11 protein-coding genes are annotated in these 18,989 nt (G+C 39.2%); 10 read left to right on the top strand and 1 reads right to left on the bottom strand.

The window, feature by feature from the left end:
- The 4 genes from QM481_RS24875 to QM481_RS02540 all read left to right on the top strand — a co-directional run.
- Positions 1-165: integrase core domain-containing protein (locus QM481_RS24875; RefSeq protein ID WP_374760868.1), on the top strand; the 165-nt coding region annotated here is incomplete at its 5' end.
- A 124-nt stretch (positions 166-289) separates the two neighbouring features.
- Complete coding sequence (locus tag QM481_RS02530; RefSeq protein ID WP_283380549.1) at positions 290-412, top strand: hypothetical protein; 123 nt, start codon at positions 290-292, stop codon at positions 410-412.
- 628 nt (positions 413-1,040) lie between these two features.
- Complete coding sequence (locus QM481_RS02535) at positions 1,041-1,565, top strand: TetR/AcrR family transcriptional regulator (RefSeq protein WP_283380550.1); 525 nt, start codon at positions 1,041-1,043, stop codon at positions 1,563-1,565.
- Between the two features lie 12 nt (positions 1,566-1,577).
- Positions 1,578-1,988, top strand: coding sequence for a nuclear transport factor 2 family protein (locus QM481_RS02540; protein WP_283370723.1), 411 nt, complete (start codon positions 1,578-1,580; stop codon positions 1,986-1,988).
- Between the two features lie 216 nt (positions 1,989-2,204).
- Here the strand turns inward: QM481_RS02540 and QM481_RS02545 are convergent, their stop codons facing one another.
- A complete protein-coding gene (locus QM481_RS02545; RefSeq protein ID WP_283380551.1) occupies positions 2,205-6,362 on the bottom strand; it encodes a hybrid sensor histidine kinase/response regulator transcription factor in 4,158 nt (1,385 codons plus the stop codon).
- A gap of 332 nt (positions 6,363-6,694) precedes the next feature.
- Between QM481_RS02545 and QM481_RS02550 the strand changes: the two genes are divergently transcribed.
- From QM481_RS02550 to QM481_RS02575, 6 genes are all read left to right on the top strand, one after another.
- Positions 6,695-9,727, top strand: coding sequence for a SusC/RagA family TonB-linked outer membrane protein (locus QM481_RS02550; RefSeq protein ID WP_283380552.1), 3,033 nt, complete (start codon positions 6,695-6,697; stop codon positions 9,725-9,727).
- Between the two features lie 36 nt (positions 9,728-9,763).
- The gene (locus QM481_RS02555) at positions 9,764-11,449 is read left to right on the top strand and encodes a RagB/SusD family nutrient uptake outer membrane protein (protein ID WP_283380553.1); all 1,686 of its coding nucleotides are present in this window, start codon (positions 9,764-9,766) and stop codon (positions 11,447-11,449) included.
- Between the two features lie 158 nt (positions 11,450-11,607).
- Positions 11,608-14,730 (top strand): SusC/RagA family TonB-linked outer membrane protein, encoded by a 3,123-nt coding sequence (locus QM481_RS02560; RefSeq protein ID WP_283380554.1) that lies wholly within the window; start codon positions 11,608-11,610, stop codon positions 14,728-14,730.
- 26 nt (positions 14,731-14,756) lie between these two features.
- Positions 14,757-16,475, top strand: coding sequence for a RagB/SusD family nutrient uptake outer membrane protein (locus tag QM481_RS02565; RefSeq protein ID WP_283380555.1), 1,719 nt, complete (start codon positions 14,757-14,759; stop codon positions 16,473-16,475).
- 399 nt (positions 16,476-16,874) lie between these two features.
- Complete coding sequence (locus QM481_RS02570; RefSeq protein ID WP_283380556.1) at positions 16,875-18,056, top strand: glycoside hydrolase family 88 protein; 1,182 nt, start codon at positions 16,875-16,877, stop codon at positions 18,054-18,056.
- A gap of 74 nt (positions 18,057-18,130) precedes the next feature.
- Positions 18,131-18,952 carry a glycoside hydrolase family 16 protein gene (locus QM481_RS02575; protein WP_283380557.1) on the top strand — a complete coding sequence of 274 codons (822 nt, stop codon included), beginning with the start codon at positions 18,131-18,133 and terminating at the stop codon, positions 18,950-18,952.
- Positions 18,953-18,989 lie beyond the last annotated feature (37 nt).

An 18,989-nucleotide genomic window follows, 5' to 3' on the forward strand; every position in this document is an offset into this window, starting at 1 on the left:
GTACGCCAAGAAACAGATCTATGGATGAGGGATTATAATTTCGTTCGTCCACATGTCTCTTTGGGTGGTATGAGCCCAGTAGATTATAGAATGAAAAAACAGAACACCCTTCTTGGGCTTCGTTCCGCTACGCTACACTCAGCCCAAGAAGGGTTAAATACATAATCAAAACAATCAGATTATGTATATTTTTAAACTGTACTAAAAATGGGAAGCCGACACATGGAAGACTAATAACCACTTTTATGAATTAGAATTTAAGAAAGATAGTAATGACATTCCTAACGTTATGGCATTATTTGATCCAATAGATAATCCTGGGATTTTAGAAAGAATCAATCATAAAAGTGTAAAATTTAAGGAGGAAACAGAACATTTAGTTATTTGGGGAGTTGAGTGCGATCGCCAATAAAGTTCATCCAGTCAGTAGGTACCAAGTGTTATCCATTTCAAACAACCACCTTGAGTATTGTACACAAAAGCAGGACAAAAAGTATGCTCCTATACATTTATTAAACTATATTGTAACGAGCTTTTGTTTAAGACCTATCTTTTGACCGTGATTTTATAACCAGTTTAAACCGTATCGTACTTGACAAAGTACTAAGTCGAGTAAATACCAAGTATTCGTCTTTTAGAAAATCACTTGATGAAGAGGATAATATTTTTCCATAACATGATACAAAAATGATATACACCATGAGTTTAAGCTCTACAAGTGTATTGTAAAATATCTTGGCTGATTCGGTTCCACAAACCATCAAACCTTAAATAACTTTGACATGTTTGTTGAAGGTCATCCTGATTTTACTTTAATCAAAAAACAACTCAGTTTTTGACCTTTCCAACAAAAGTACATCTACATGTTTGCAAAACCTCTCCTAAATAGAAAGCTTACACATCCTACTCTTTAATTTTTTCTGCTTTTTTAGAAGTATCATATCAATTATTTTCTCTATGAAATTTATTTTTTCAAAAAACAGACAGACTTGTTTGTATATATAATTTTTATTCATACCTTTGATAAAAAAAAAGACATCATGAGTTCACCAAGAGAAAGAATATTAGAGCGAGCCTCGATTTTATTTCATCATCAAGGTTATAACAGCACAGGAATTAACCAGATTATCAGTGAGGCAAATGTTGCGAAAGCGAGCTTTTACCAACATTTTAAAACGAAGGACGACCTATGTGTCACCTTTCTGAATAGAAGACATGAATCCTGGTTTAATGCACTTTCAGAATTCACCTCTAAATCTGAAAATGCTCAAGAAAAAATTTTAGCCTCATTTGACTTTATCATGCACATGAATGAAAAGGAGAACTTTCGAGGCTGTAGTTTTCTCAATATCATGTCTGAAATATCAAAAGAACAAGAGAGTATCCTTAGAGTAATTCAATCGCACAAAAATGATTTGAGGGTGTTTTTTAGTCAACTCATTGAAGATGAATTGTTAGCGACACATGTTTATCTTCTATTTGAAAGCTCTATCATAGAAAGCCAATTGTTTGAGTCAAACGAGATTGTTAATAAATCAAAAACAATAGTCAAAAGTATCATCTAAATAACTAATCAAATGGAACAGAAACATCCACTTCCTCCTTTTACGTTGGAAACCGCAAAGCAAAAAATTCAAATGGCTGAGGACGCTTGGAACTCACAAAATCCAGAAAAAGTATCTTTGGCGTATACTATCGACAGTGAATGGCGAAATCGAAGCACATTTGTCAATGGTAGAGAAGAAATTGTAAATTTCTTGGCTGATAAATGGAAGCGAGAATTAAATTACAAGCTCAAAAAAGAGTATTGGGCGCATGCAGAAAATAGAATCGCAGTTAGATTTGAGTATGAGTATCAAACCAAAGAAGGAAAATGGTTCAGAGCTTATGGAAACGAAAACTGGGAGTTTGATGAAAATGGTTTGATGGAAAAAAGATACGCAAGTATCAACGATCTCGAAATAAATGAGTCTGAAAGACATTTGTAAAACGCCATCTGGGAATTGTCGAAGCTCAAATCCTCGCTTAATTAATAGGTCAAGTTTTGAGCTTCGTTTTGCCTAGGTGACAAGTTCTATTATAACAAGACTTTCTGGGTCTATTTTTCTGTGTAAATAATTTTGTAAAACCTTATTCATTACTACAATCAAGAGAGAAGAAAGAGTTTTATTGAATATACCCCTCTCTCCAACCTTACAGTATCCCTATTTCAAAATCTCCCTCTTCTGCTTTGCATATTCAGATGGTGAAACATGGTAGGTTTGCTGAAACATTTTTCGGAAATACTTCATATCCTCTATTCCTACCAGCATAGCGACTTCTGTCACACGGAGATTTCCATGACTTAGCAATTGAGCAGCCCTTTTGAGGCGAATGTCTCTAATAAATTCTACTAATGATTGCCCTGTAATAGACTTGATTTGACGATAGATTGCCGACTGGCTCATTCCCATATCTCTCACAAGAGTTTGCACTGTAAATTCTTGGTTAGTCAGATTCGCCTCCACAATAGTCATTGCTTTTTCAAGCAGTGCTTTTGTTTCGTCTGGAATATCTGGCAAACTTGGTTCTAGCAAAATCTGTTTCTGGTAATAGCTACGCAATTGTGAGCGGTTTTGAATAATAGAAGCTATCTTGGCATTCAGTACCAAGGGATTAAACGGCTTTGCCATATATTCATCTGCTCCCATTTCTAAACCTTCTACTTCATGCGTGACTGCTGCACGCGCCGTAAGCAAAAACACAGGAATATGAGAGGTTTTGGGATTTTGTTTGATTTTTTGACACAGCTCCAACCCATCGCTATTCGGCATCATGATGTCACTAATAATCAAATCGGGTTGCCATTCTAAGGCTTTCTCCCAACCATCTAGTCCATCTACTGCGGTATCGACCTCATAATTTACCTCACAAATCTGTTTTAAATATGCCCTCAAATCATCTTGATCCTCTACAATTAATATTTTGGCAGAGAATTTTTCTGTAACAACTACGGCTGGTATCTCCACCGTTTCTGATGATTCGGCTAGTTCGGAGGTATCTTCTAGTATTTTGACTTTAGCATTTTCAGGAAGATGTTTTTTACCAAATGGAAGTTTTACTGTAAATATCGTTCCTTTCCCAATAGTACTTTCTACCTCTATGCTTCCTTTATGGGCTTCAACCAACTGTTTTACCAGTGACAAACCAATACCTGTTCCTCTAATTTTGAGTGTTTCGGTATGTGACGCTTGATAATAAGGGTCAAAAATTTTATCCAATTCATCAGCTGACATTCCTACCCCAAAATCTTGAATAGAAATTTGGAGAAAGTTCTTACTTGGTCTGCCTGCTTCAAACACTGCCTCCTCGGAAGAACTACCGACAATTTCTGTTTTCAATGATATTTTACCTCCCGATGGCGTATATTTAAAAGCATTGGATAGCAAATTGGTCAAAATAATTTCCAATTTACTACTATCAAAAAACAGTTCTACCGTAGTTTGTGGCAAACTCATGGTATAATCTATTACAGACTCTTGAGCTTTGAGTTTGAAAATCAAAAACACCTCTTCTATCATCGGAATGATATTTCCGAAGGTTGCTAGTATTTTCATATTGCCCGTTTCGGCTTTTCGAAAATCGAGCAATTGATTAACCAAGTCCAGTAATTTTCTGGTTTGTTGTAAAATCAGCATGATTTTGTCCTTCTTCTCATGTTCGGAAGAAGCCAGCTCTTCGATTGGTCCCAAAATCAAGGTGAGAGGCGTTCGCAGTTCATGCGAAACATTGGTGAAAAAACGAAGTTTGAGATCGGTCAAAGTCTTTTCTTGGTCAGCTTTGTACTTTTCCATCAAGACATCATTTTTCAATGCCTGCTTGGCTAGAGTAGCTTTTTGGTATTCTTTGAAAGCAAAAAATAAAACCAAAGCATATATCAAAAATGCCCACCAAGTTTTGTACCAAGGCGGTAACACCCGAATTTTGATTTCGGCAGGTTTGGCCGACCACGCCCCTTCCCCATCGCTTGCTTTGACCAAGAACGTATATTCACCAGAGTCTAAGTTTGAAAAGTTTGCAATGCGTTGGTTGTAGTTTGTATAAATCCAATCGTCATTTGAACCTACTAGCTTATAGGCATACTGATTCTTTTTTGGGTTTTTGTAATTAATGCCGACAAACTCAATGGAAAAATAGTTTTCATTTGGCTCAATGGTTAACTCCTCCGTTTCGTCTAAAGGTTTGGATAGAATCAATCTTCCTTCGAAGGCTTCTCCAATACGAACCTCTTTGTTGTAGATTCTAAGTGTAGTCAGATGAATTTCGGGCTTTTGGTCGCTTGGTCTAATCTGTTCTGGTTTGAAATAGGTTACACCTTTTATTCCTCCAAAATAAAAATAACCCGATGGGTCCTTACACACTGCTCCTATTTTGAATGAATTACTTTGCAAACCATCTCCGACATCGTAATGTATTATGCTTTTATGTTGAGTGTTGAGTCTTACCAGCCCATCGCCTCCCAGCCAAAGAAAACCCTGTTGGTCAAAAATTAAAGACTCAATATTTGAATAACCTATATTCCAACGTTCGACCTGACCTTGTGGAGATATTTTATTTAACCCCGCACCGATGGTACCAACCCATAAATTACCGCTGTTATCTTTTACCAAAGGCCAAGCATAATTACCACTCAAACTATTGGGGTTATTTTTTTCATATTGATAATTTTTAATTACCCTTATACCTGTGGCTGACACTTGAAGTTTTAACACGCCTTTATCTCTCGAGCTCACCCAAAGTTGATCGGTTGTTGGTTCATATAGCAGATAGGTACATTGTCTTGCTGGAAAATTATTAGTTTCTAGCGAATATTGCTGTAGTAATTTTCCTTCTTTATCAAACCTCAACAGTCCCTTTTCAAAGGTTGCCATCCAGATTGTACCAAATCTATCTTCTTGAATTTTTTCGATACTGGTGCCAAATAATGAAAGGTTTGGATTTACTTCGGTAATCGCTTTTCGGGTGTTTCCTTTGATTAAAAGAAGACCATTGTATCGAGTACCAACCCATAGTGTACCATCTTGTTGTTGATAAAAAGCTGAAACATCTACGCCTGAACCATCCCCATTGATAGGAATGTGGGCAAAATTCTGAAATGAATGATTTTGAAGATGATATTTAGAAAACCCGTTTCTAGTACCAATCCACAAGTGCTGCTTGTCATTATCGGGCAAAAGACAATTGATGTAATTACTTGGTAAAGTTGTGGCAGAGCCAAACTGGCGTTGAATTACATAAAAAGGTTTTCTTTTGAGATCAACTTTATTGAGTCCTCCCGAAGAAGCAGCCAACCATAAATTATGGTATTTGTCTTCTAAGATCTGATGTACTCTTCCTGAATTGATACTATATGAGTCGCCATCTGTAGGGAAAAACCGTTGCATAGAATTTCTCCATGTATTCAAATAACTAGGCTCAGTGCTTGCGGGAATATTTGACCAATAGTACAAACCATGATTTGTTCCAATCCATAGATGATGGAAAGAATCAACATACACACTCCCTATTTCAGAAAAACCATTAATTAGGACAGAAGTCTTTACACGATTGCGCTTGGATAATTTATCAACCAAAAACAACTCAAATTGAGTACCAATCCACAGATTGTCGAAAGCATCTACCCAAAGTGCCGAAATCTTATGATTGGTAAAAAAGGTCGGAATGGGCATTGATTGATTAGCTCCCAAATGCCATAAGCCATGTGTAATTGTACCAAACCAAATAGAGCCATCCTTTTCACGAACCATTGAAGATACGCCGTATTGCGTAGTCCCATGCATAACGATTTGGCGAATGGAAACCAATAATTCATTTTTGAATTCTAGTACAAACAAGCCCATCGAACGCGTACCTACCCAAACTCTTCCATGAGAGTCACTCGAGATAGATAAAACGTTACTTACTCGAAGCTTTTCAAGTGCTTTTTCATCGACTCCGTTACCTACCCGTTCGGTAATATTGAGGAAGTTATCATGAAATTTATCAAAAAAACTCAAGCCAGCACTACCAGATGCCACCCAGAGACGTTTGCTGGCATCGAGGTGCATTGCCACTACTCTATTACTTGGCAAACCATTGTGAGGATTTACAGGAAGGTCGTAGTTTTTGAGTGTATAGCCATCATATTTGGATACCCCATTGTTGGTGCCAATCCAAATATAACCCGTACTGTCCGACACAATACAATTGGCATCACTATGTGGTAGTCCATCGTTAACGGTGATATGTTCGAAGCGGTATTTATCCGTATTCTCTTGTGATTTACTTGGGAATACCTCACAAAACAATAGTAGGGTAAATAACAATTGTATAATTTTTTTCATGGTTTAAAGCAATCATTAAGGTCATAAGGATGACTAAAACCTTTGTTGGCGTTTTTGCCAACTAAGGCTCAATTCATATTGTCAAAAGAATGAAATAAGTAAATACTACTCCTTCACTTATATTACCGCTCAAAAATACCAAAAACCTATTCAAATTATTGTAAAGGCTTAAAGTGCCCCTGTTTTTAAACGAATTTCACCCTACTTTAGACCATTTTTTCTCCCCATTTTTGCATTATTCAAATATATAATTGTAACAACAGAGAACCCTTGTCTGTTTAGCCAACCTATTTTATACCAAACCTTTTTCCGTTTTATCAAACCCTATAATTATGATCAAACTTTTACGAAAACCTCAATTCTTCAGGTTTCCACCCTCCTCATTTTGGTTGATGGTGCTCTTGAGTGGTTATCCTCTAAGCCATGCCATTCATGCCCAAAACACCACCGAAAATGTACAAACCTCTAATCCTACTTTACGTACCATTTTGGTAACCGACGACAACGATGAAGTGCTGGCGAATGTCAGCATTAAAAACGTTAGAACAGGAATGTTTGCGACCACTTCCAGTAATGGTATTGCCACGATTGATGCGCAACTTGGCGACAAAATTGGTATTTACTGTGTGGGTACTTTTTTAAAAGAAATTTCAATAAAAGATATTTCTGAAAGAGTTATTTTGAGTAGTCAAAACCCAGCCGTGGCTCGCATTAAGCCTATCCGTGGACTTTTTAACCAGTCGTTACAAACAGAACTTACCGCTGGTTCGTCGCAGGCGATTTACAACAAAGATATTCAAAAAATGCCTGCTACCTCGATACTCAATACCTTGGTGGGTAGACTTGCTGGTACGAGTACGTTTCAGTTTTCAGGACAACCAGGAAGCGATGGCATTTCATTTGGACTTCGTGGGCAGGGTCCGCTGGTTATAATAGATGGTATTCCTAGACAACTTACCATTTTTGATTTGGAAGAAATCGAATCAATCACCGTACACAAGGATGCGTTATCAAATGCCATGCTTGGCGTACGTGGCAATGGCGGCGCTTTGGTAATCAATACTCGTAAAGGCTCGGCATCAAACGCAAAAATGTCGTTTACCGCGCAAACAGCGATTCAACAACCCTTGAAGTTCCCAAAGGGATTGGACGCCTACAATTATGCCAAATTGTATAACGAAGCTCGTGTAAACGACGGACTTACACCTGTATATACAGAAGCAGCATTGCAGGCTTATGCAACCAATTCGGATCCATATAATTACCCCAATGTCAATTGGCGTGATGCTACGCTTGAGCCATCTTCACGCATGGATCGCTACACTTTTAGTGCTACTGGAGGAAATAATTTTTCGAAATACTTTATTTCGTTTGACCATATCAACCAAACGGGGCTTTTGAAAAAAAATACTACTACCCCGTACAATACCAATAACAATTTTAAATCATATACCATACGTTCGAATGTTGATTTACAGCTAAACTCCAAACTTTCGGGCGGTATCTATCTCTTGGGACGTATTCTGAATGGTAATGATGCAGGTGCTGGGACAGGCAGTATTTTGAACAGTATTCTCAACACGCCCAACAATGCTTACCCTGTTTATAATCCCAATGGTTCGTATGGCGGCAATCAGCAGTTTCAAAACAATATTTTGGCACAAACGATTGGGTCGGGTTATCAACAAAACTTCAAAAGAGATATGTTAGCTGACTTTTACTTGAAAAGAACGCTCGACGAAATCGCTTCTGGTATGTGGATAAAAGCCGTGGGCTCCTATTATGCTACACTTTCTGAAAACGTAGTTCGTAATAAAAACTTTGCCGTTTTCCAGAGAAATGTATCCGCTACAGGACAAGAATCTTATCAACAGTTTGGGGTAAATGGCGACCAAAGCAACTATAACTATATGGATTATCAAGGACGTTCTGACTATTTGGAATTGTCTTTGGGATATGACAAAAACAAAGGAAATCATGGTGTAAATGCCGTATTATTGGCTAATCGTCAAAACTCCGTTTCAGGCTCTGATTTACCCTATACGATTACAGGTCTGGCAGGTAGAATGGGCTATAATTACAAGCAAAAATATATCCTCGACCTTGCTTTCGGTTTGAACGGCTCAAACAGATACCCAACAGGAGGAACAACCAAATATGGATTTTTCCCAGCGGTAGGCTTGGCGTGGAATATTTCGAAAGAAGATTTCCTACAATCACAAGCATGGATTTCTTATTTGAAATTATATGCTAGTTATGGTAAAAATGGTAATGACAACCCTGGTTATTTTAGCTATATCCAACGTTATTTTGACAATAGTGGTGCTGTTTTCGGTACAGGTGCAGGTGGCAATACAGGTGTTACAGAAGAGCCTTTGGCGAATCCTAATATCACTTTCGAAAAATCTAATAAACTCAATATTGGACTTACAGGAGGCTTATTTGATAACTCATTAGGCTTTACGGTGGAGTATTACAATATGCAATATTATGATTTGTTGATTCAACGTGGTCGCAATTCTAGCATATTGGGAAATATTTATCCGACTGAAAATATTGGCAAGAATCAATATACTGGAATAGACTTACAGTTGAATTGGCAAAAAAGTACCTCGATTGGAGATTTTTATGCCACTGCGAATGCAGGCTTCCAAAATTCAAAAGTGATTTATATCGATGAAGTGACTCAGCCATATTCTTGGATGTATCGTACTGGAGAAAGAGTTGGACAGCTTTTCGGATATATTTCAGACGGTTTTTATCAAACCACTGCCGAATTACAATCACGTGCTACAACTGTCGGTTATCAACCACAATTGGGTGACCTCAAATACAAAGATTTGAACAATGATGGCGTAATCAACCAGCTTGATGTGGCTCCAATCGGACCGCAGAGCCCATACATTACCTTCGGGTCAACGTTAGGGTATTCGAGAAAAGGCTTTGACTTCTCTGTGTTGGTGCAGGGCGTGGCTAACCGAGTAATTTTAGCTAATGCCAATTCGATGTTGGCTTTCCAGAATGGTGGTTTCGGACAGGCGTTCGAGCAACATCTTGACCGCTGGACGCCTACTAATCCAAACGCTTCGTATCCTCGTGTATGGTTAGGCACCAATACCAACAACCAATTAGTCTCTACTTTTTGGGCACGCTCAGGAGATTATGTCCGCTTGAAAAATATCGAATTGGGATATACGCTTCCTAGTAAGCTATGTAAAAATATCAAAGTTCAGGGAATTCGTGTTTTTGCAAATGCTACCAACCTTATGACGTTTAATGCCGATAAATACCTCGATCCAGAAGGCTTTTCGAGCAACTATCCTATACAGCGAGTATTCAATTTTGGTGTTAATCTCAAATTGTAAAATTGGCTTTTATCAAGCATAAAATTTTCAGAAGAAATGATTTCTAAAAAATATATATCATCCTTTATTTTGGCTACAGCACTAACTTTTGCGGCTTGCGAAAGGGTAGAAACTGAGCCTCGTGATTGGATTCTTGACACATTGGTTTGGGACGACAAAGATAAAAATGCTACAGTAGCAGTCTTTTTCCTCAACAATATTTACAGTTATATTCCTGATGGTTTTAATAGAATCGGAAATGACTTTTTGGAAACAGGTACCGATGACGCGATTCCATCTCGTACCAATCGTACACCCGAATATTATACCAATGGGTTGATTAGCACTATCAACAATCCTGACCCTTATTGGGGTACTTCGTATGCGGGTATTCGTCGTGTCAATATCTTTTTGAGTAATATCGACAAAGTTCCAGCCGACCCCAACAGTATTACTATCTGGAAAGCCGAAGCTCGTTATATTCGTGCGCTATTGTATTTTGAACTAGTAAAACGCTACGGTGGTGTCCCATTGATTGGTGACCAAGTATTTACAATAAATGACGATTTGTCGATTCCTCGCAACACGTATGAAGAGTGTATCAACTACATCGTTTCTGAATGTGATGCCGTAAAAGGAACACTTACACCAGAACCTGTTTCGGATAGTAACTGGGGAAAAATTCCAAGAGGAGCTGCCATTGCACTCAAAGGTCGTGCTTTGTTATATGCTGCAAGTCCGTTGTTTAATGGCGGTGGCATTAGTACCAATACCAACCTGAAGGCCTTAATGGGCTATCCTACGTATGACGCTAACCGTTGGCAAAAAGCCTTAGACGCTGCCAACGAATTGATTGGACTCAACTACTATGCTTTGCAGGCTTCGTTTTCAGGTGTTTTTACGACTAAAAAGAATACCGAAATCATTCTTGCTAAGCAGTCAGGTAACAATTTTGCGATTGAATCTATTAATGCTCCAATGGGTTTTGGTTCGCCAGCAGCTAGTCAGGGCTTGACGAGTCCTTCACAAAACTTGGTTGATGCTTTTCCTACCATTACTGGACTTGACATTACCAATGCTCAATCAGGCTATGACCCTCAAAATCCTTACGCCAACCGTGACCCTCGTTTGGCTTTGACGGTATTCTTTAATGGTCAAACTTGGTTACGTAGAGCCGTTGAAACTTTCGAAGGCGGTTTGGATAAGCCAGGAGGTATTGCCGTTCAAACACGTACAGGCTATTATCTGCGTAAATTTATGGCAGATTTTTCTAACAATACTACCTATACAAACCAAAGCCATAACTTCCCATTATTCAGATACTCGGAAATACTGTTAAACGCAGCCGAAGCACTAAATGAGCTAGGAAGAACCACAGAAGCCGTCACAAGAATCATTGATATTCGTAAAAGGGCTGGTATTAGAGCAGGAACAGACAATCGCTACGGCATCAAAGCGGGTATTTCACAAACAGAAATGCGTACGCTTATCCAAAATGAGAGACGTATTGAGTTAGCGTTTGAAGAACATCGCTTTTGGGATATTCGTCGCTGGAAAATAGCAGAAACTGCTACAAGTGGTTCGCTCAAGGGGATGAAAATCGTGAAAAACACCAATGCGAGCTTGACTTTTACGCCATTTGTGGTGTCGACGATGAAGTTTTCGAACAAATTATACAGTATGCCTTTACCGTATGACGAAACCCTAAAAAACAATAAGCTTATTCAAAACGAAGGCTGGTAAGTATGAATGCTGAATGATGAGCTATGAATCTTGAATGTAAATTTTAATTATCAACACTTTACAGTCAAAATTAACTAGGTCTCATTTTGCGCGATTACTTCATAGTTATGAAGAACAAATTCATGGCTTAAATCCCATCTGAAAATCCTCATGTTTTTATGAAAAAAATACTCTATATATGGATTTCTATTGTTACACTTTTTGCACAAAATGCCCTTGCTCAAGGTCAAGTGGTGTCGGGAGTAGTAACAGGAGGTAAAGAAGTATTGCCTGGCGTGGCAGTCTTCGAAAAAGGGCGAAGTACCAATGGTACGCTTACCGATGTGAAAGGTTTTTTTAAAATTACGTTAAAAGGGCAAAGCAATACACTCGTATTTCGTTCACTTGGTTTCAAACAGCAAGAAGTTAGTGTAGCTGGTCGCTCCACCGTCAATATCACCCTTGAAGACGAAGACAAATCACTCGATGAAGTTGTTGTCATTGGGTACGGACAACAGAAAAAAATCACCTTGACGGGTTCTGTAAGTTCAGTATCAGGTCGTGAAATTCGTGAAAACCCTTCTGCTAGTTTGCAAAATGCTTTGGCAGGTAAACTCCCAGGGTTTTTCTCGCAACAACCCTCTGGTCGTCCCGGTGCCGATGGTGCAAGCTTTTATATTCGTGGGGTGAGTTCCTACAATGGCAACAACCGTCCTTTGATTATTGTAGATGATGTGGAATACTCGTATGACCAATTTGCTCGTATCGACCCCAACGAAATCGAAAATCTCTCGATTTTGAAAGATGCTTCAACAACCGCTATTTATGGGGTTCGTGGTGCCAATGGCGTAATTGTAGTTTCGACAAGAAGAGGTAAAGAAGGTCCTCCGCAAATCTCGATGCGTGCCGAAATGGCACTTTCACAGCCTACGATTATTCCAAACTATTTAGATGCTTACGAAAGTGCAAAAATGTACAATCAGGCTCAAATTAATGACAATAGCGTAAACCCAAGTCCGTCGTTTAAACCACGTTGGAGTGATCAAGATTTGGAGTTATTCAAAAATGGTAAAGACCCTTATGGTCACCCAAATGTCAATTGGAAGGATGTTTTGTTCAAACAATTTTCAAAACAATACCGTGGTAATTTGGATTTGTCGGGCGGTACACAAAAAGTAAAATACTTTGTTTCGGTAGGTTATTTGTACCAAGATGGTATGCTCAAAGATTTTGGTCAAGACCAAGGGGTAAATAGTAATTATTTTCACCAACGTTACAACTATCGTTCAAACTTGGATATGTCGGTTACAAAATCACTTGATTTAAGATTGGATTTGTACGGAAACTTTGGGCAAGTAAATACCCCACAAGTAGGAAGTCCATTTGGCTACAACGACTTGTTTTATGATTATAGTAGTTTCTTGACTTTGGCGCCATTTGCTTATCCTGTGTATAACCCAGATGGTTCGTTGGGTTACAGTACTTGGATTAGAAACGAAAACCCAAGCTATAACGTCAACAACGTAGTGGGACGTTTGAAGTACTATGGTTATAACCAAACCAATGAAAGTAATATCAACTTCATTGGCTCGGCAAAACAAAAATTAGATTTTCTTACCAAAGGCTTATTTGTTCAAGGTCGTATTTCGTTTACGAGTAACTATGGCTATGGTCGTAGCATGACCCGCGACCAGTTTCCATCATTTATCTATACTTCGGCTACGGATTCTTACGAAGCTCGTGACCCGAATGTGTATCGTGTGCGTCGCTTTTTCTTAGGATATGATGCCAAGAGTACTTCGAGGGTTTTGAACTTGCAATTTATGGTAAACTACGACCGTACTTTCGATTCCAAACACCACGTATATGCACTTGGGCTATTCAATCGTAGTTCGACTGAGGCGGCAAACAGCAATGCCGTTTATAACTTTATTCCAAACAATTTCCAAGGCTATTCTGGTCGTGTGGGATATGATTACAAAAATCGTTATTTGGTACAATTCAACATGGCTTACAATGGCTCTGACCGTTTTGTAAGAGACAAAAGATTTGGACTTTTACCAGCAGTTTCGGCAGGATGGAATATTTCTGAAGAACCTTTCTACAAAAACTCTTTTCCAAAATTCATGGATTTGTTGAAAATCAGAGGTTCGTATGGTATTGTGGGTAACGATGCACTCGGTAGTAGCTTTTCATATTACTATCAACAAAATTATTCGGCAGGAAACGGCGTAGTTACTCCCAACTTTGGCTATTCAAGCAACTCCTATAACGGTGTGGTAGAAGGTACGCTTGCCAACAACGAGGTAACTTGGGAAAAAGAGAAAAAACTAGATTTAGCGATAGAGTTTGGGTTGTTCAATAGCAATGTAACGGGTAGCTTCAACTATTTTGATAATAATCGATATGATATTTTGACCACTCGTGGTACAGTATCAGCCATTTTTGGTCAAGGACTTCCTCCTGTAAACATGGGAAAAGTAAACAATCGCGGTTATGAAATCGAATTGGGCTATCAAAGTCCTACCAAAGGAGGCTTCTCGTATTATATTAAGGGAAATTATTCGGTAGCTAAAAACAAAATTGTCTTCCAAGACGAACCAAGCTCTTTGTACCCATACCAAATGTACACAGGGAATAGTATTGGTCAAATGAGAGCATACACTTTTATTGGATACTATAAAAATGCCGATGACATCGCTAGCAGTCCTAAAACGGCTGTACCAGTACAACCAGGTGATTTGAAATATGCCGACTTGAATGGCGATGGCAAAATAGACGGCTTTGATATGTCGGTGACAGGAAATCCAAACACACCAAATACCGTATATGGCATCAATTTGGGCGTCCGTTATAAAGCAATCAGTATCAGTGCCAACTTCCAAGGAGCTCGTAACTTTAGTGTAAGAGGAACGGCAGAGTCTATCCGTGCATTCTCCTCAAATCTTACCGAAGTGCATAAATACGCATGGACACCAGAGCTAGGCGACAACGCCAAATACCCGCGTTTGACCTTGCTTGGCGGTATTAGTGACCCAACGGCTTATCCATCAACATTCTGGTTGATTCCAGGGGATTATTTACGATTGAGAAATGCGCAAATCAACTTCGACCTACCGAGTAGTTTGACCAAAGGATTGGGTATTCAGCAAGCAAGAATTTATGTTAATGGCTCTAACTTACTGACTTTCACAAGCCTTGACAAACTCTATCAGCTTGACCCAGAAATTTCATCGGGTACCGACCGTGTGAGTTATCCTCCACAGAGGTTAATCAACTTTGGTATCAGCGCAACTTTCTAAGGATTTCAACTCATTGATTCAATTTTATGAAAAAAATATTATTACTCGCCTGTGCTATAGGACTCACTTCCTGCTTTTCGTCGGATGATTTCCTTGACCCCAAAACTACAGCGCTAACAGAAGAAACTGTTTTTGCGGATAGTACCCGAAGTGTGGCGTTTTTGTACCGTATTTACAGTGATATAGGTTTTAGCTATAATAAAGGACGTTGGGATTCGCACGGTAATACAGAAGAAGCTACCGACGATGCTGAATATCGCTATTCGGGAACTGGACAAAAAGCCGTCGTGCTTTACAGCGGAACGGTGAGCCCGACGAACTTTCCATTTTTCGAATTTTGGTCAACACCCTACAACAATATTCGTAGGGTGAACTTATTACTCGAAAAACTACCCGTTATTCCTGTATCGGCACCACTCAAAGCTCAAATGGCAGCCGAGGCACGATTTCTTCGTGCTTGGTACTATCATTGGCTCTTGATTAGCTTTGGAGGTGTGCCAATCGTTGGCGATAAGGTGTATGATATTACTGACTTTATCAATTTACCTCGAAATTCTTATGCCGACTGTGTTAATTATCTGGTAAAAGAACTCGACGAAGCGGCAGCAGTTTTACCAAAAAGCACTGATTATTCTGAGCAAAATTATGGTAAAGCTACTCGTGGCGCTTGCTTAGCACTCAAATCTCGTATTTTGTTGTATGCAGCAAGCCCATTGTTCAATGGTGGTGCCGAAACGCAAAATGCGGACCTTGCCAAAATCGTGAGCAATCCCACCTATGATGTAGCACATTGGCAAAAAGCTGCTGATGCAGCTATGGCAGTAATGAATTCGGGAGAATATTCTTTGTACAAAGACAATACAACTGCGCCTGGTTATGGTTTTTATCAGGTGTTTTTAAATCGTGTAAACCCCGAGTTTATTATTTTTCAAAACCGTTCTGCCAACCGTGACATGGAAGGGTTTTATAATATGCCTACCCGTGGTGGGGCATATAATGCGATGCCTACGCAAAACTTGGTAGATGCTTTCCCAATGAAAAACGGAAAAGCAATTTCGGATGCAACTTCGGGTTATGACCCTAATAACCCTTACAAAAACCGTGACCCTCGTTTTGAATACTCGATTGTGTACAACGAATCGATGTATTATTTGGCAAGTGCTAATGCTCAAAGACAAGTTTTGACTTACGAAAATGCTCCTTCGGATGGCTTTACGCAGGCAGGACAAACTACAGGGTACTATAGCCGAAAAATGTGTGATGCCAATATTTCAGCTAATAGTAGTTTCAACTCTAACCGTGGGTGGTCGCTCATGCGCTATGCCGAGGTATTGCTCAGTTATGCGGAGGCTATCAACGAAACTGGCAAAACAGATTTGGCTTATGCGCCTCTCATTGCACTTCGTGATCGTGCTGGTATAGCCGCTGGTGATGACAAATTGTATGGTTTGAAAGCGAATATGACCAAAGAGCAAATGCGTGAAATCATCCGCAACGAGCGCCGTGTTGAATTGGCATTTGAAGATCATCGTTGGAATGACATTCGTCGTTGGAAAATTGCGATGGATGTTTCAAACGGTTATAACAAGCGTATGAGAATTATCAAAAACGCTAACAATACTTATACATATCAAGTAACGGAGTCGATAAGAAGACACAACTTCAGACCCGAAATGTATTTATTACCAATCCCTGACTCGGAAGTACGCAAAGCACCAGCTATGCTCCAAAATCCGGGATGGTAAGAGAAGAAGTTTGAGTGTTGAGTGCGGAGTTCTTTTTCAAAAATATGAAGAACTTCCAACTATTTCAGATTTGGGATTTCTGATTTCGGAAATGAAGTAACATACTTTTATTTTTTACAAAATATCAATAAAAAGTTTGAGTATACTTCCGAAATCCAACATCCGATATCCGAAATGGACGCTCAGCACTCCTAACTCAAAATTACGAATAATTGACTGATTGGGACTGCACCTATTATAAGAGTCGTAAATTGATCTATCAGCTTACGGCTCTTATTTCTTCTTGAACGTTTTAACCCCTTATTTTTCTTAAAATACGCCCTTCCTGAGCAAGCGATTTGAAGTAGTTTTACGACAGTTAAAAAACTTTTTTACTCATTTTAATTCATTACATTATTTATGAAAAACTTACGTCTAATTTTAATTTATACGCTAACCTTTTTAACGACTCAATCTTTTGCCCAATCTGCTCAAAACAAAAAGCTTTTTAAACAAGCTTTTGCAGAGGCAGCAGCTCAATATAAAGTTTTAGCCCAAAACCTTCCAGCAGATAAATTTCCTAAAACCTATTTCCCTAAAACAGACAAATACGAATGGAGCGGCTCTGGCTGGTGGTGCAGTGGTTTTTACCCTGGCTCTTTGTTGTACATTTATGAACAAACCAAAGATCAAGCTACATTGACCGAGGCAAACCGTATTTTGAAGGTATTAGAAAAAGAAAAATTCAATACTTCTACGCATGACTTGGGTTTTATGATGTTTTGTAGCTTTGGTAATGCCAAAGACATTGACCCTAAACCTGAATACAAAGAGATTTTGATTCAAAGTGCTAAATCTTTGGCTTCGAGATTCGACCCAAAAGTAGGCTGTATCAAGTCGTGGGATAGCAACAAAAACGAATACTTGGTAATAATCGACAACATGATGAACTTAGAGTTGCTTTTCTGGGCTACGAAAATCACAGGCGACTCTAGCTATTACAAGATTGCGGTAACTCATGCCAATACAACCATGAAAAACCATTTTCGTCCAGACTACAGTTCTTACCATGTAATCAACTACAATGCGACGACTGGTGAGGTTCAACAAAAAAGAACAGCTCAGGGCTTCGCCGACGAATCGGCTTGGGCACGTGGACAAGCATGGGGACTTTATGGCTATACGGTCATGTTTCGTGAAACCAAAAATCCTATTTACCTGAAACAGGCGCAGAATATTGCCAAATTTATCATGAGCAATCCCAATATGCCAGCAGATAAAATACCGTTCTGGGATTACAATGCGCCCAATATTCCTAATGCTTTAAGAGACGCATCGGCGGCATCAGTGACCGCCTCCGCACTTTTGGAACTAGCAAAATACAGTACGTCAAAGCTCAATAAGGCTTATTTCAAAGAAGCAGAAACGATTTTGGTAAATCTTTCAAAAGCGCCATACCATGCAGCACAAGGCAAAAATGGGGGCTTTATCATCGAACATTGCGTTGGACATATTCCCCAAAATACGGAAATCGATGTACCGTTGACCTATGCAGATTATTATTATTTAGAAGGAATGAAAAGATATTTGGCTTGGAAATAAACATTGAATCCTCGTGCTGGATTCCTATCCAGCACGGTCTTCTCTGAGGCTTCCTAGCCTAAAAATCCCTCACTATGAAAATACAAAACCTCATTTTTGCCACTTTGGTACTAACCAGTTGCGCTGGAATAGCTCAAGAAAAGCCTAAAGACCCTTACCAATTGGTCTGGGCAGATGAATTTAATCAAGATGGCGCACCTAATCCCAACAATTGGAATTACGAAAAAGGCTTTGTCCGCAACGAAGAACTACAATGGTATCAACCCGATAACGCTCGTTGTGAAAATGGTTTATTAATCATTGAGGCTAAAAAGGTGAATCTTCCCAACCCCAATTATAAGGCTGGCAGTAAATCTTGGCGAGAAAACCGTCCCAATATCGAATATACCTCCTCGTGTTTAATCACCCAAGGAAAACAACAATGGCAATATGGTCGCTTTGAAATACGAGCCAAAATTGACATTCGCTCAGGTTTGTGGCCAGCTTGGTGGACTTTGGGCGTCCAAAAACCTTGGCCAGCCAATGGCGAAATCGATATTATGGAATTTTATCGAGGCAAAATACTGGCTAATATTGCCTGTTTGGGTACCAGTAACAAAACCGAATGGCATAGTAAAACCAAAAGCGTAGATAGTGCTTGGGCAAGCCAGTTTCATACTTGGCGCATGGATTGGGACGAAGAACATATAGCCCTATACGTCGATGACCAATTGATGATAAGCACACCCCTCTCCCAACTTGAAAATAAAGATGGAAGTGGATTTAACCCCTTCAAACAACCACACTACATGCTATTTGATTTGGCTATTGGCGGACAAAATGGTGGCGACCCAAGCAATACCACTTTCCCCAATCGCTTTGAAGTAGACTATGTAAGAGTATATCAAAAAAAGTAAAATCGCCTAACCTGCTTGGAGGCGCAGATTATCGCGC

This window comes from Flectobacillus rivi (assembly GCF_030056655.1).
GTDB classification, from domain to species: Bacteria; Bacteroidota; Bacteroidia; order Cytophagales; family Spirosomataceae; genus Flectobacillus; species Flectobacillus rivi.